This is a genomic window from Deltaproteobacteria bacterium (assembly GCA_016933965.1).
Lineage (GTDB): Bacteria > Desulfobacterota > Syntrophia > Syntrophales > UBA2210 > JAFGTS01.
Genome location: JAFGTS010000030.1, coordinates 26,268 through 41,413 on the forward strand (window position 1 = coordinate 26,268; position 15,146 = coordinate 41,413).

The following is a 15,146-nucleotide window of genomic DNA, read 5'->3' on the forward strand; positions in this document are numbered from 1 at the left end:
GCGGCCCTCCGCCCCCGCCGGGCTTATTCGCTCTTTGCGTCGGTCGTGCGCCGTGAGGGGAGTTTCTTCTGCTTCATAGTGGCCTTCACTATGTCGATGATCGCGTTCATGCCTACATACTGTGTGTTGATGATCAGGTCGTAATGAATGGGGTCGTCGATATCGACCTTGAAAAGTTTCTTGATGAACGCCTTCCGTTCGGCCTCCATCTGGATCACTTTCCGCTCCGCTTCCTTTACAGAGATTTTGAGCCCCTCGGAGAGGTTCTGTATCTTTACTTCCATGGGGGCGATGAGCCGTATCCGGAGCGTTTCATCGGGAGGGAGGATCAGATTGGCCCCGCGGCCGATGATGACGGCACCCCCGTGCCTTCCCGCCGTGCCGATGACCTTTGTCAGGTGAAAGAGATACTTGTCCGCCATCATCCAGCGGGTGGTTTTCAGGAACTGGATCCAGTTGTCGAGAGTGCTCCGCATCTTTTCGTCCAGGGAAGCGATCACCTTTTCGCTCATGCGGGCGCTTTCGGCCACTTCATCGATTATTTTGTCGTCAAAGAGGTCGATTTCGAATTCCTCGGCGATGAGCGGGGCGATCAGGTGGGAACCGCTGCCCGGTTGGCGGGAAATGGTGATCACCGGTTTCGGGAGCTTTCCCCGTTTTTTGCGCGCGCTCTTCTCCAATTCCCACTTTCGAACCTGCTCCTCAATAAGTTTGTCTGTCCGTTGCTGCGTGTGCTCGGTAATCATGGCAACTCCTTGTTGTTCGCGTTTGTCGAGACAAAAGGTGGATGTGCTGAGAAACCCCGCTGACCTATCACTCAATCCTATGGTGCCATGGTAGTATACTCCCCGAGATGTTGTCAATAGCTTAATTGGACGGGTTTCCGTCCGGGCCGCCGGTCACGCCGGTGACCCTCGCTCGCAACCGGTACCACAGGGTCAGGAGCCTGACCGCTGCCAGCGCCATTACAAAGCGCGGCACCCAGAGCCAGAAGGCGCCGATGCCCAAAGGGAGGAAAAGGGTCGGGTCCTCGATCATGGAATGGTTGATGCCGATGGAAAGATGGAGCTCACGGAGCTCCTCTCTCGTGATATTGCCGGCGCGGGCCTCCTCGACGATGACGGCCCCGCCGTAAGAGAGTCCGAAAATGACCGCCGTCATCCAGAGGACGGCCACCTGCCGGCTGAGACCCATGATCTTCAGGAGCGGGGTGAAGGCGCGGACGATGTGGTCTGTCCAGCCCAGGGCCTTCAGGATCTCCAGGCTGGTGAGGATCCCCATGATGATCCCGAATATCTGGATGCTGAGGACCAGGGTCGTTCCCGCCCATTCGGTGAGCGCGTCCCGCAGAGAATGCTCGACCGTTTCCGCCGCCGCTACCGGTACCCCCGTTCCCGCTCCCTCCATCCCGAGAAAGGGTGCCACGATAAGGACGGTAACGGTGGCGAAACAGAGACGGAAAATAAGCGCCACGAAGGGATTCACCCCCGATTTGCCTTGAATGATACTTTCCTGGATAAGGTTATGGGCGATGAGCAGAAAGATGGCAATGAGGGTCATTTCTTCCGTGGTGAAGGGCAGGACGGCCATGGAGGCGATACCGCCGTAGATGCCGGTCAGCATGCCGATGAGCAGTGGCAGGGCCGCCGCCGACGGCAGGTGAAGCACGTTCATGGCGGGGCCGATGAGGGGATTCAAACGTTCGAGCACGCCGCTCCATGCCAGGAGCATCGTCAGGAACGAAACGGGGATGATGATCTTCATCATCCACAGAAAACCCGACCACCCCTTGCGCACACCTTCGGTGAGAGCTTCCCGTAATTGCATCAGCCGATTATTGTCACGCATGAAGGGGGATGGTTATGTTCTTGATCCGGGTTTCTGTTCTTTTCCCCGTAATTTGATCCTCTTTTTCCGTCGTCTCCGCCGACGGTCCAGTTCTTTCTTCCGCTCGATCTTTTTGTGCGCCATAGCCTCTCCCGCGATTTATTACTGTTCTCTCGCTTCGGGACCTCCGTGAACAGTGTTTCATGTATACACGAATGTTTCACATGGTGTCAATCGACCTTTCTTAACGGCTTCTTTCCCGCATCCCCAATCCCCCGTAATCCGTAATCCTCGCCTTGAATGTGCCTTTCAACGCCGGGGAGAGTGTGGTACTATACGGCGCGCTTTTGAAGCGGAGACGGGGGTTGCGGGCAGCCCCGAAACGGGAGGATGAGGCAGCATGTACGACCTGGCGATAGTCGGCGGCGGACCCGCGGGTTCCTCGGCGGGACGGACGGCCGCCCTTCGGGGGCTTCGAACCCTTATCCTTGAGAAGACCCATTTCCCCCGGTACAAGGCCTGCGCGGGCGGTCTTTCGCTTCGGATCCTCCGCCATCTCGACTTTTCCCTCCCTCCCGAACTTTGTGAAAAGAATATCACCGGCGGGTTTATTCATATCCGGGGCCGAAAGCTCGAAGGACGAGGGAAAATGCCGCTGGCCACGATGGTGACGAGAAGCGCCTTTGATGCCTTCCTTCTTGAAAAGGCCCGGGAAGCCGGCGCCGAGATCAGAATGGGTCAGCGGGTCATCGATGTGGAGGAACGCGGAAACTGCGTCGAGTTGAGCACGACGGGCGGGGCCTGCCGGGCGCGGTTCGTCGTGATCGCCGAGGGTGCGCAGGGACGTTTGAAAGAGCGTGTTCGAAGGCGTGATCGGAGGAACGAATACGGTATCTGTCTTGTAACTGAAATATCCGAGAGGAATGACGTCATCGACGACCGTCTCCCCGGCATGGTGGAGATCCACTTCGACGCCGTGTCGAACGGATACGGCTGGATATTTCCTCATGACGGGTATTATTCCGTGGGCATCGGCTCTCTGGCAGCCATTCTCCCGCGGCCGCAGAGAACAATGGCGGGATTTCTTCACGACCGCGGCTTTGAAAGTGCCTGCCGCGTGCGGGGCCATGTCATTCCCGCCGGCGGTATCAGGCGCAGGGTTGTTCGTTCCCGGGTAATGCTCTGCGGGGACGCGGCGGGTTTTGTCGATCCCCTGACCGGAGAAGGGCTCCCTTACGCGATCCGGTCCGGGCAGATCGCGGCATCCGTTGCGGCAGACACCCTGGCCGGGTCAGGTGAACCCGGTCCGGCACGAAGATATGAACGCCTGTGCCGCGGCGAATTCGGCGGCAATCTTCGGTACGCGCTCCTGTCCGCGAAGATCATTTACGGGACCCCGTCCCTTTTTTACCGGGTCCTGACGGGAACCGCGGGGTCCCTCGAAAAATATCTGGAAACATCCCTTGAAGAAGGACAGTACGCCTCCTATCTTCGCTGGCTCGTTCCCCGCCTCCCCGCTCGTATTTTCTCGCGGGGCCGCTGAACAGGTTGACCCTTCCGGAGCATCTGTGATACCCAACAGTTCGTATTCGAGAGAACAACGGGGTTCTGAATGAACAGCGTTATCGTCATAGTCTTTTTCCTGGGGATGATCCTCGTGGGCGTCCTCAGCATGCGACGCATCACAAGTGCCGACAGTTACTATGTGGCCGACCGCGGGGGCGGAACGGCGGCCATTACCGGATCATTGCTGGCCACCACCGTAGGAGGCTCCAGTACGATCGGCCTCGCCGGTCTCGGCTACCAGAAAGGTCTGGTCGGCGCCTGGTGGATGCTGGCGGGCGTCGTGGGCCTGACCGTTCTGTCATTGTGGCTCGCGGGACGGGTCCGGGAAAGCGGGGTCTATACCCTTCCCGGTATTCTCGAGCAGCAGTACGGGGAGCGGGGAACAAAAATAGCCGCCTCGGTCCTGATCGTGACGGCCTGGCTGGGGATCATCGCGGGACAGATCGTCGCGGCGGGAAAGATCATGGCCGTCCTCTGGCCGGAGAACCTCACGATGCTCATGGGCATCGCCGCCGCCGTTTTCATCCTGTATACCGTTCTGGGCGGCCAGTATTCCATCCTGCGGACCGACGGGATCCAGGCGCTTATCATCGGCGCGGGGACTCTGGTCTGCTTCGTTGCGAGCCTGCGCGCCGCAGGTACGGCGGGCATCGCGTACCACCTGCCCCGTTCCTTTTTTTCCTTTCCCGTCAATCCCGGCTTCGGCTGGATCGACCTCCTGGTCTTCCTCCTGTTCGTGGGGTCAACCTTCCTGGTGGGGCCCGATATCTATTCCCGGGTGCTTTGTTCGAGGGATACCCGGACGGCCCGCAGGGCGCTTCTGCTGACGGCCGCCGTCATGATACCCCTGGCGTTCCTGATCACCGCCATCGGCATGTCGGCGCGGGTGCTCTTTCCGGAAATAGCCCCGGAGAGCGCCTTCCCCGTCCTGATCGGAACGGTCGTCCCGGCAGGGTTCAACGGCCTTGTCATCGCGGCGCTGCTGGCGGCGGTCATGTCATCGGCGGACACATGCCTGCTGACGACGGGGACCATCATCGCCGTTGACGTCGTCGATCCCCTGTCCCGGTCCCGCATCAGCGGGGAGCGTCTCCTGTCCATCTCACGGGTGGCGATCATCCTGATCGGCCTGCTGTCCCTCTTTATCGCCCTGAAGCTGCGGGGGGTCATCGCTTCCCTGCTGCTCGGATATACGGTCTTTTCAGCGGGTCTGCTCATGCCCGTTCTGTTCGGTTTTTACAAGGATCGCTTTGCGTTGCGCGCCGCCGGGGTGTATGTGTCCATAGCCGGCTGCGGGGGGCTCGCCCTGGCTCTGAAGCTGGCGGGCTGTGACCGGGCGATCCTCATTACTCTTCCCCTTTCGGTGCTGCTGCTTTTTGCCGGGAGCCGCCTGGGCCGCCGATGGGAGGAAAGGACATAGAAGGCGCGGATATATGTGTGATCGGTGGATATGGGTGGACAAAACGAAAGAACTGGAACGAGCGCGAGCGCATATCGGGAACGCATCGATCATTGCCGTGGATACCGAATACGATTCGTTTCGATATTTTCGGGAAAAACTGTGCCTGATACAGATACGGGCCGAATCGGTCACCTATCTCGTTGATCCTCTTGCCGACATCGATATGGCGATGCTTCGGGAGCCCTTCGGAGATCCCCGCATCCTGAAGGTCATGCATGCCGGGGATAACGATATCCGCCTGCTGGGCCGTGATTACGGGTTCACGGTAAACCCGGTGTTCGACACGCACCGGGCGGCATCACTTCTGGGAAACTCCCACCTGGCCCTTTCTTCGATCGTGGCCGATTACCTGGGTGCGGAGCTGATAAAAACAAAGCGGCTGCAGCGGTCACGATGGGATCAGCGCCCCCTGTCGGATGAACAGATACATTATGCCGTGCGGGACACGATTTTTCTCATCGATCTTTACCGGGTGCTCGAAACCCGTCTGCGTGAAGAAGGTCTGGATGAAAAGGCCCGGGAAACCTTCACGGCCATGACGAAACTGCGCTGGAATGAAAAAACCTTTGATCCCGATGGATATTACAGGATACCGGGCGTTGAGGAACTGGACGGGGACCAGTGTGAACGGCTGCGGAAACTGTATCACTGGCGGTTTGAAACGGCTGAAAGGACGAACCGCTCGCGGTTCATGATATTCAGCGATCAGGAACTGCTCGCACTGGCGCTCCTGCCGGCCGGATCGCCGGATGACCGGGACCTCCGGCACATCCTTACGCCGCGGAAGATCGCCGAATACGGCGATGAGCTTGCCGAGATCCTTGGAGCAGCGGTTGTGGAGGGGCGGGGATGAAAGCCCCCCGCGGTTACTCGAGAACGATCAGGAGTTGGTCCACCTCGACCTTTTCCTTCGGGCTGACAAGAATTTCCTTCACCACGCCCGCCGAGGGCGCGCACACGGGATTTTCCATTTTCATCGCTTCAAGAATGAGAAGCTCGTCGTCTTCCTCTACCTCATCTCCCACAGCCACCAGGATCTCCACGATACTGCCCGGCATGGGGGCCCTGATCTCTTCCGCCATGCTGTCCACCTCCAAAAAATTTTTCAACGGCCGCTTCAAAAAGGACCCGATTCGGGAGAAGGGCCGTCACGCGATGATTACATACCATGACGCCGTCGTTAAGAAAACTGTTTTTCCATGCCGGCCGGTCTTTGAAGAATTATCTGACGGATCATGATGGATGGGTAAAAACGGAGGAATTCCGTGGTGGTGGACTGTGCGCCGTTTTATCTGTTGTCAAGGAAAATGAAATAATATATACAATCCACTTTTTGAGGGAGAATCTTCGAAACGCAAAAGGAGTGAAACAATTATGGGTAAACTTTTCGGTACCGACGGTGTCAGGGGAGTCGCGAACGAATATCCCATGACCGCTGACATGGCGTTGCGGATCGGCATGGCCGTGGCCCATCTTTTCAAGCGTGCCGGGCATCAGCCGAGGATCATTATTGGAAAGGACACGCGGCTTTCCTGTTACATGCTCGAGCATGCCCTTGTTTCCGGTATCTGCTCCATGGGAGTGGACGCTTTCCTGGTCGGTCCCATGCCCACGCCGGGGGTTGCCTTTCTGACGGGCAGCATGCGGGCCGACGCGGGCATCGTCATATCGGCGTCCCACAACCCTTTTCAGGACAACGGGATCAAGATCTTTTCCGGGGACGGCTACAAGCTGCCCGATGAAAAAGAGATGGAGATCGAAGAACTGATTCTTTCGAACGACATGGGGGGGCTTCATCCATCACCGCGGGAACTTGGCAAGGCTTATAATATCGAAGGAGCCCGGGGGCGCTACATCGTGTTCGCCAAGAACACCTTTCCGAAGGAAGTAACCCTCGAGGGCATAAAGATCGTGCTTGATACCTCGAACGGCGCCACGTACCGGGTGGCCCCGAGCACCTTTTTCGAGATGGGGGCCGACGTGCATACCATCTTTTCCGATCCCGACGGGGAGAACATCAATGACCGGTGCGGGTCCCAGCACCCGGAAGTGCTGGCCGCCGAGGTGGTTGAAAAAGGTGCCGACGCGGGCTTCGCCTTTGACGGCGATGGTGACCGGTGCATTGCCGTCGATGAGAAGGGGACCGTCCTGACGGGAGACCAGATCATGGCCATCTGCGCGAAGATGATGAAGGATGAGGGATCGCTCAAGAACAACCTGGTGGTTGAGACGGTCATGAGCAATATCGGGTTCGGCCAGGCCCTGAAACAGCTCGGCATCGAGAAGGCGACGGCGCCGGTGGGTGACCGGTATGTCCTTGAAATGATGAAGGAACGGGGATCGGTTCTTGGTGGAGAAGACTCGGGGCATGTCATTTTCCTCAACCATCACACCACCGGGGACGGCATCATAACGGCGATCCAGGTCCTCAGGGCAATGAAACGCGAGGGGAAGCCGCTTTCCGAACTGGCGAAGATCATGAAGGTGTTCCCCCAGAAACTGATAAACATCGACGTACGATCGAAACCGGACATCAAGACGGTCCCGGAGATCATGCAGGTGATCGGCGACGTTGAGAACAAGCTTGGCGACAAGGGACGGGTCCTTGTCCGGTATTCCGGCACCCAGAACATGTGCCGGGTCATGGTGGAAGGCCCCTCCGACGAGGAGACGGAGCGGTATTGCAAGCAGATAGCTGACGTAGTGAAGGAACGGATCGGATAACCGCCGGGGTGGCGATGCTGTCGGCGATCATGAAGGAGCCTCTGTCATGTTCAGAGTGATCATTACGAGAGATTTCGATCATATGAGCGAAGTGGCCGCGCGCCTGGTTCTCGATGATATCAGGAAACGATGTGACGGGCAGGAGCGCTATGTGCTGGGCCTCGCGACGGGGAACAGTCCCACGGGACTGTACAAGCATTTCGCGAAGGCGGCGAACGCTGGTCATGTGGACAGCTCGAAGATAGAAAGTTTCAATCTTGACGAATATGTGGGGCTTCCCGGAGAGAACGCCCAGCAGCGGGCGCTGCATCCCGAGAGTTACAGTTTTTTCATGGTCCAGGAACTCTTCGGCCTGCTTCGAAAGAAGTTCCGCGAGACGAACGTCCCCTGGGGTACGCTGATCGATCAGGAGAAGCTGATGGCGGAACTGGAGGCGAACCCCGATGACTGGGCGGAACAGGGGGCCGACAAGGGGAAGGCCATCGTGATCAGGAAAGACGCCCGCTCCGGGTACCTCCGGTGGGTGCGGAACGACATTCTTGATGCCTACGCGGCGAAGATAAAGGAACGGGGCGGCATCGATCTCCACGTCATCGGCGTCGGCGGCCGCGGTCACGTTGCCTTTCACGAAGCGGGGATCCCCTTTGAAGGCAACGAGATACTCCTGGTGAAGCTTGACGATAACACCGTTTCCAATGCCGTAAGCGACGGACACTTCGCGAGCATCGAGGAAAGCCCCCGCTACGCCATATCCATGGGTGCCGAACTCGTATACCGGGCCCGCACGGTCCTGCTTCTGGCCAACGGGCCGCGGAAAGCGGAACCCGTGGCGGCGTCCCTGCTGGAAGAGCCGTCACCGGCGGTGCCCATATCCTACGGCCAGAAGTTGGCGAAGCAGGGCGGCACCATGCTGTATGTCATTGACCGGGCCGCCGCCGAGCAGGTCATCGGCCATCGGGAGATCATTGAGGACCGGGGTGTCGTCATCGAGGACATCAGCGGTGAACGGCCGGAACGGATGGTCGCCGACCTCCGGTTTTCCAGGAATCCCGAGACCTGCCTCATGGAATGAAGGATCACCAGTTAAGGCGTGAGATCCATGATCCACAGAATTGAAGTAGGTTTCAAGGACGGCATCCGGGATGCCATCGGTGAAAAGACAAAGCGAAAGATCATCGAGCACCTGGGTATCACCGTCGAGGAAGTGAAAACCATAGAGGTGTACACCGTCGAGGGAGACCTGTCCCCGGCGCAGCTGGAAGAACTGGCCGGCGGCCCTTTTTCCGACCCGGTGATCCAGCGTTTTTCCATAGATGCATGCATCGCCCGGTCCTTCGACTGGCTTGTCGAGGTCGGGTTCCGGCCGGGTGTCACCGACAACGTGGGGAAGACGGCCACCGAGGCGGCCCGGCTCCTGTTCAACGGTGCCGGGACCGTTCACGTCTACACATCACGACAGTATGTCATCTCCGGCGACCTTTCACGGCATGAGGCGGAACAGATCGCATCGGGACTTCTGGCAAACGACCTCATCCAGCGTTACGAGATCTGCGACGGGCATGAATGGGACCCCCGGACGGGGATCAGGCCCTATGTTCCCCGGGTGGTCATCGATGACGAGCCCACCACCGATGAGATAGACCTGAACGTCGGGGACGATGAGCTCCAGGCGATCAGCAATACCCGGGTCCTGGCCCTGACCATCGACGAAATGAAGGTCATCAGGGATTATTTCAGTGATCCCCGGGTCGTGGAGCGCCGGAACCGGGTGGGCCTCGGCGAAAAGGTCACCGATGTGGAGCTGGAATCACTCGCCCAGACCTGGTCCGAGCACTGTAAACATAAGATATTCAACAGTTTCATCACCTATCGGGACGAACAGGGGGGTGTGGAGCAGATCGATTCCCTGTTCAAGAGCTGCATCAAGGCAGCGACAAAACATATCAGGGGAGACCTCGGCGACCGGGACTGGTGCCTTTCCGTGTTCGTGGACAATGCCGGTGTCATCGCCTTCAACGACGACCACAATCTGGTGTTCAAGGTGGAGACCCACAATTCTCCATCCGCCCTTGATCCCTACGGCGGGGCCCTGACGGGCATCGTCGGCGTGAACCGCGATCCCTTTGGAACAGGCCGGGGCTCGCGGCTCATCTTCAATACCGATGTCTTCTGTTTCGCCTCTCCCTATTACGCCGAGCCCCTGCCGAAACGCATCCTGCACCCGCGGCGCATCTTCGAAGGTGTCCGCGAGGGTGTCGAGCACGGGGGCAACAAGAGCGGCATCCCGACCGTCAACGGCTGCATCGTCTTTGACGATCGCTTCCTCGGCAAGCCCCTTGTCTACTGCGGGACGGGCGGGATCATGCCGGCCCGTATCGATGGGGTGCCGACCCATACCAAGGAGATCATCCCCGGTGACATCATCGTCATGACCGGGGGCAGGATCGGAAAAGACGGGATCCACGGCGCCACCTTTTCTTCCGAGGAGCTTCACGAAGGCTCCCCGGTAACGGCCGTCCAGATCGGTGACCCCATAACACAGAAAAAAATGACGGATTTTCTCCTCATCGCCCGGGATCGCGGCATGTACCGCGCCATCACCGATAACGGCGCCGGCGGGCTCTCCTCGTCGGTGGGGGAGATGGCCACCCTCTGCGGCGGGTGTGATCTGGACCTGGAGAAGGCGCCCCTGAAATACGCCGGCCTCAAGCCCTGGGAGATCCTTATATCCGAGGCCCAGGAGCGGATGAGCCTGGCCGTACCTCCCGAAAACATAAAGGAATTCATGCGCCTGGCGGCCGAGATGGATGTGGAGGCAACGATCCTCGGTGCCTTCACCGACTCGGGCATGTTCCACATCCGCTATGGCGACCGGACCGTTGCCTACCTGGAGATGGCCTTCCTCCATGAAGGCCTGCCCCAGATGCGCCTCGATGCGCGATGGTTGCCCCCCGTCCATGAAGAACCGGATTTCCCGGAACCCGACGACCCGGGAAGATCGCTCCGCGGGATGCTCGGACGGCTCAACATATGCAGCAAGGAATCCGTTGTCCGGCAGTACGATCACGAGGTCCAGGGAGGCAGCGTGATAAAACCCCTGGTAGGGATTGCCAACGACGGCCCCGGCGACGCGGCGGTCATCCGTCCCGTCCTCGAGTCCTTCGAGGGTATCGTCGTCGCGAACGGTATCTGCCCCCGCTACGGTGATATCGACACCTATCACATGGCAGCCTGCGCCATCGACGAAGCCATCCGGAACACCATCGCCGTCGGTGGGTCGCTCGACCGGACGGCCGGCATCGACAACTTCTGCTGGTGTGATCCCGTTGCGTCCGAAAAGAACCCCGACGGCCCCTACAAGCTGGCGCAACTGGTCCGCGCGAACCGCGCCCTGTACGATTATACGGTCCTCTTCGGTGTTCCCTGCATATCGGGAAAAGACAGCATGAAGAACGACTATATCATCGGGGGGACGAAGATATCCATTCCCCCGACACTGCTTTTTTCCACCCTGGGAAAGATCGATGACGTACGAAAGGCCGTCACCATGGACGTCAAGCAGGCAGGGGACCTGGTGTACGTTCTGGGAATGACCTTCAACGAACTGGGAGGGTCGGAGTGGTTCGCCTCGAAAGGGTATGTGGGAAACACCGTACCGAAGGTGAACGGCCCGGCTGCCCGCCGGCGTTACGAGGCGCTTGCCGAGGCCATGCGGCAGGGGTTGGTCGCTTCCTGTCATGACTGTTCGGACGGCGGCCTCGGCGTGTCGCTGGCGGAGACCTCCTTCGCCGGTGGCCTGGGTATGACGGTCGATCTTTCAAAGGTCCCTGCAGATGGCGTGGCAAGAGATGACCTTCTCCTCTTTTCGGAATCACAGAGCCGGTTCGTCGTGACCGTCAGTCCTGAAAACCGTGAGCGTTTTGAGGCAGTTATGGCAGATACGGTCTGCGCCGCCGTGGGCGTCGTTGATAGTGGCGACAGGTTCCGCGTCATCGGCATCGGCGGTAATGAGATCATTAACGAAACCATTCATGACCTGAAGCGGGCCTGGCAGGAACCGCTCAATTTTTAAAGGATGCGATGATACAGAACGTACGATCGATCGTCATTACGGGAAACGGCACCAACTGCGAGCGCGAGATGGCCCATGCGTGCAGACTCGCCGGCTCGGATCAGGTCGATATCGTCTACATCAGCCAGCTTCTGTCGGGGGAAAAGAAACTTGATGAGTATCATTTGCTCAACCTGCCCGGCGGGTTTCTTGACGGGGACGACCTCGGGTCGGCAAAGGCCGGCGCCCACCGGATCATGCACGCCTTCGTGAAAGGCGACGGTGAGAGGCTCCACGAGCAGCTCATGAAATTCATTCACGAGGGGAAACTGATCATCGGTGTCTGCAACGGGTTCCAGCTCATGGTCAAACTGGGGCTGTTGCCCGCCTTTGACGGTGATTATCACCGGCAGGCCGTCACGCTCACCTTCAACGACGAGGGACGTTTCGAAGACCGGTGGGTCTATCTCAAGGTGAACGACGGATCACCCTGCGTGTTCACAAAAGGTCTCGATGGCCTCTACCTGCCGGTACGGCATGGCGAGGGGAAATTTGTCGTCGCCGATGAAGCGCTCCGGCAGCGCCTCGCCGCGAGCGGCCAGATCGCCCTTCAGTACAGCGATGCCTCCTGCCGCACCGCGGTGATGGAATATCCCCTGAACCCCAACGGTTCCGAAGATGCCGTGGCGGGTATCTGCGATCCAACGGGACGTATCTTCGGCCTCATGCCGCATCCCGAAGCCTACCTCCACTACACGAACCATCCGCGCTGGACCCGGGAGAACCTTCCCGAAGAAGGCATGGGCCTGCGCCTTTTCAGGAACGCCGTCGATTTTATCAGGAAGGATCTCTGAACCCTGTAACCCTTGACCCCTTGAAACCTGAAAAAGACAGCACCTTTTCCGTTTTTAAACCGGTTGAAACGCGTTCATGTCTTCCAGATGGTCCAGCACACTGAGGTACAGTCGATCACGCTTATTAAGGATCTCTTCCTCGCTTCTCCCGTTATAGTCGTAAACACCCTTTGATGTCTTCGCGCCCAGGTGACCCCGCTTTACCTTTTGCTCGATGAACGTATTGTTCACCCCGTGACTCTTCATGACGTCCAGGACCAGATCGAGACCCGTGAAATCCATGTTCTGAACGACACCGACGATGGGCAGCCTGATACCCAGACTGGTTTTTACCGCCTGATCGATATCCTCGGCGGTCGCCCATCCATTTTCCAGTATTTCAAAATACGCGATGGCCATATAGTTCTGGATCCGGTTCACAATGAAGGAACGGACGAATTCCTTCATTACTACCGGTTTTTTGCCCAGCCGCTTCATCAGGTCTGCGGTAACCTGAACAGCCTCCGGAGCGGTTTTCGGCCCGGGAACGACCTCGACGAGCGGTATGATATGCGCCGGGGCGAACCAGTGGGCCACGACCAGCCTCTCCGGTCTTTTGATCTCCGCGAAGCTGAAGACATCCAGTCCCGAGGTGTTGCTTGCAATGATCGCATCTTCGGGGATTAGGCCGGCCAGCTCTGAGAAGACCTTCTTTTTTACATCTTCGACCTCAACGACCACTTCCATGGCAAAATCGACGTTTTGGGCTGAAGATTCGAGGTCTGTGGAAACCTGTATCCGGTCGATGATCGAAGGGATCTCGTCACCGGCGATGCTTCCATGGTCTGCCAGCGTGTTCAGACTTGACCGTATGAGCTTCAGTGCGCGGTCGAGGGTCTTTTTATTCACATCCACGAGGGCGACCTCAATACCGGCCTTTGCGAAGCTCAGGGCAATGGAGTTGCCCATTACGCCCGCTCCGACGACGATCGTTTTTTTAATATCCTCTGATCTCATATTGATATTCTCCATATTACCAGCATTTTATTGGCTGTTGTGTCGTTTGTCCCATTCAGCCTTGAGCTTTTTCATGTGTTCGATCAATGAAGGTGCTTCCTCGTCCATCCTGGCCCTGGCAATTTTGAATATCTCAGGATCGGTTATATCAATTTCCTCCGCCGATATTGCCATCCGGTCCACGATAGCCCAGTGAGGGGCCGGTTCACCCGGCGGACAGCCCTCCACGTGAATGCCTTTCTTTCTGAACTTTTTCAGGCAATCGCCAATGAGAATAAGCTTATCTGGCGGAATATCTTCAGGAATTTCCTTTTTTCGACCGACCAGGATCGTCACGTCACTGTTGTCTTCATATTGACCGAGTGACCTCAGCTTTTCCATGGTCAGGCCGACCAGGGCCAGGCAACTGCTGCAGGCTCCCGTAGTGTCGATCGTATATTCCGGGTATTTGTCAAAACCTTCCAGGTAAGGGAACCACAGGACCCGTCTGGTTTCTTCGATAGTGCGTCCCCGGATCTCGATCTGATCTTCCCTGAAATTTCCGATGCCGCGCTCGTGGGCAGGGCCGAAATAGGGCACGTTATCCAGGTCCAGGCCGGTCAACCTGCATGCCGTGGCGTCTACCGCCACCGGGTCTTTACCGGCGAGAACACACCCGAGATCAGTGGGCATGGTAAAATGCGGGCCGAACCCTTCGGCCGGACGGATCATATCCACAATGTTCAGATCGGCTTTGATGACCGACCAGATGTCCATCATGGCTTCCGCCAGATTTGTCTGATGCATCTGGTAGTGAACCTTATCCTGAACCACCCCTTTCATGTTTTTCAAGGCACAGGTAAACACCATGCTGCAGTGGGATTTGAAGATCGGCAGATTCACGATATGCTCAGCTTCAAGCAGGAACCGGGGAAGCAGGACCCGTTGAATATCTGATCTGGCATCCCTGATGGGTATCTTGATCAGGTCTTTGTCTTTTTTGATATCAATGATCTCATCCACCCCGGCCTCAAGAGCGGCCTTTTTTATCCCGCTTGTTTCCAGGCACTCCATCGTGTCGCAGCCGATGGCGGCCGCTTCGGCCAGAATGATCTTCCCGGGGTCCGCCTTCCGAATGATCTTGATCACTGCCGATACGAAATCCGGGCTGGTGTTTATGGACGTTTCGGCAGGTCCGGGATGACCGGCGTTTGGCTTTAAGACCACCGTTGAGCCTTTTTTGATCAAAGAGGTGACACCGCCCAGATGATCCAGAACGGTTTCGACCATCTTCACGGGGTCATCTCCCTTTACGATTGAAACGATTGATTTCGCCATATTACTTCTCCCTCTTTTTTTAATTGTACGGGATCCAGCACTCCATCAGTTCTTTGATCGGCCAGCGCGACAGGACCTCGTACCCGTCTTTCGTGACCAGAACATCCTCTTCCAGCCTGACACCGTGCTTTCCGCCTTTATGACCGGCATAGGTTTCCAGAGCCAGGATCATTCCCTCTTTCAGCTCAATTGGAGGCATGCCCATGGCTTTGGCATACGCGCTGATACCAGGGGGGTCGTGGAGCGTTAATCCCAGGCCGTGACCGACCGCATATGGCATCACCTCAGCCCAGTTACTGAAACCCCAATACTCCGGAGATTTCGGCCATTTTGTCAGCACATCGTGATC

13 protein-coding genes are annotated in these 15,146 nt (G+C 57.9%); 7 read left to right on the forward strand and 6 right to left on the reverse strand.

Annotated features, from left to right (window positions below; translation table 11 throughout):
* Positions 1-23: 23 nt before the first annotated feature.
* Positions 24-746 carry a cytidylate kinase-like family protein gene (locus tag JXO48_07250; GenBank protein MBN2283671.1) on the reverse strand — a complete coding sequence of 241 codons (723 nt, stop codon included), beginning with the start codon at positions 744-746 and terminating at the stop codon, positions 24-26.
* A 121-nt stretch (positions 747-867) separates the two neighbouring features.
* On the reverse strand, positions 868-1,848 hold the full coding sequence (locus JXO48_07255) for an iron transporter (protein MBN2283672.1): 981 nt from the start codon (positions 1,846-1,848) through the stop codon (positions 868-870).
* 379 nt (positions 1,849-2,227) lie between these two features.
* On the opposite strand from JXO48_07255, the gene JXO48_07260 reads away from it, so the two are divergent.
* The 3 genes from JXO48_07260 (at position 2,228) to JXO48_07270 (ending at position 5,708) form a co-directional block, all read left to right on the forward strand.
* The gene (locus tag JXO48_07260; protein MBN2283673.1) at positions 2,228-3,370 is read left to right on the forward strand and encodes a geranylgeranyl reductase family protein; all 1,143 of its coding nucleotides are present in this window, start codon (positions 2,228-2,230) and stop codon (positions 3,368-3,370) included.
* A 69-nt stretch (positions 3,371-3,439) separates the two neighbouring features.
* On the forward strand, positions 3,440-4,813 hold the full coding sequence (locus tag JXO48_07265; protein ID MBN2283674.1) for a sodium:solute symporter family protein: 1,374 nt from the start codon (positions 3,440-3,442) through the stop codon (positions 4,811-4,813).
* A 34-nt stretch (positions 4,814-4,847) separates the two neighbouring features.
* Positions 4,848-5,708 (forward strand): ribonuclease D, encoded by an 861-nt coding sequence (locus tag JXO48_07270; GenBank protein ID MBN2283675.1) that lies wholly within the window; start codon positions 4,848-4,850, stop codon positions 5,706-5,708.
* A 13-nt stretch (positions 5,709-5,721) separates the two neighbouring features.
* On the opposite strand, the gene JXO48_07275 is transcribed toward JXO48_07270, so the two are convergent.
* On the reverse strand, positions 5,722-5,937 hold the full coding sequence (locus JXO48_07275; protein MBN2283676.1) for an acetyl-CoA carboxylase biotin carboxyl carrier protein subunit: 216 nt from the start codon (positions 5,935-5,937) through the stop codon (positions 5,722-5,724).
* Between the two features lie 292 nt (positions 5,938-6,229).
* On the opposite strand from JXO48_07275, the gene JXO48_07280 reads away from it, so the two are divergent.
* From JXO48_07280 to JXO48_07295, 4 genes are read left to right on the forward strand one after another with little or no spacing between them, the layout of a single operon-like run.
* A complete protein-coding gene (locus JXO48_07280; protein ID MBN2283677.1) occupies positions 6,230-7,579 on the forward strand; it encodes a phosphoglucosamine mutase in 1,350 nt (449 codons plus the stop codon).
* Between the two features lie 46 nt (positions 7,580-7,625).
* Complete coding sequence (locus tag JXO48_07285) at positions 7,626-8,651, forward strand: 6-phosphogluconolactonase (GenBank protein MBN2283678.1); 1,026 nt, start codon at positions 7,626-7,628, stop codon at positions 8,649-8,651.
* Positions 8,652-8,678: 27 nt separating this feature from the next.
* Positions 8,679-11,651 (forward strand): phosphoribosylformylglycinamidine synthase, encoded by a 2,973-nt coding sequence (locus tag JXO48_07290; GenBank protein MBN2283679.1) that lies wholly within the window; start codon positions 8,679-8,681, stop codon positions 11,649-11,651.
* An 8-nt stretch (positions 11,652-11,659) separates the two neighbouring features.
* The gene (locus tag JXO48_07295) at positions 11,660-12,484 is read left to right on the forward strand and encodes a phosphoribosylformylglycinamidine synthase subunit PurQ (GenBank protein MBN2283680.1); all 825 of its coding nucleotides are present in this window, start codon (positions 11,660-11,662) and stop codon (positions 12,482-12,484) included.
* A gap of 54 nt (positions 12,485-12,538) precedes the next feature.
* Here JXO48_07295 and JXO48_07300 read toward each other — a convergent pair whose 3' ends face one another.
* From JXO48_07300 to JXO48_07310, 3 genes are all read right to left on the reverse strand, one after another.
* Positions 12,539-13,480, reverse strand: coding sequence for a 3-hydroxyacyl-CoA dehydrogenase family protein (locus JXO48_07300; protein ID MBN2283681.1), 942 nt, complete (start codon positions 13,478-13,480; stop codon positions 12,539-12,541).
* A 27-nt stretch (positions 13,481-13,507) separates the two neighbouring features.
* A complete protein-coding gene (locus tag JXO48_07305; protein MBN2283682.1) occupies positions 13,508-14,797 on the reverse strand; it encodes a DUF362 domain-containing protein in 1,290 nt (429 codons plus the stop codon).
* Positions 14,798-14,816: 19 nt separating this feature from the next.
* A partial coding sequence (locus JXO48_07310) for an aminopeptidase P family protein (protein MBN2283683.1) occupies positions 14,817-15,146 on the reverse strand: 330 nt, incomplete at its 5' end.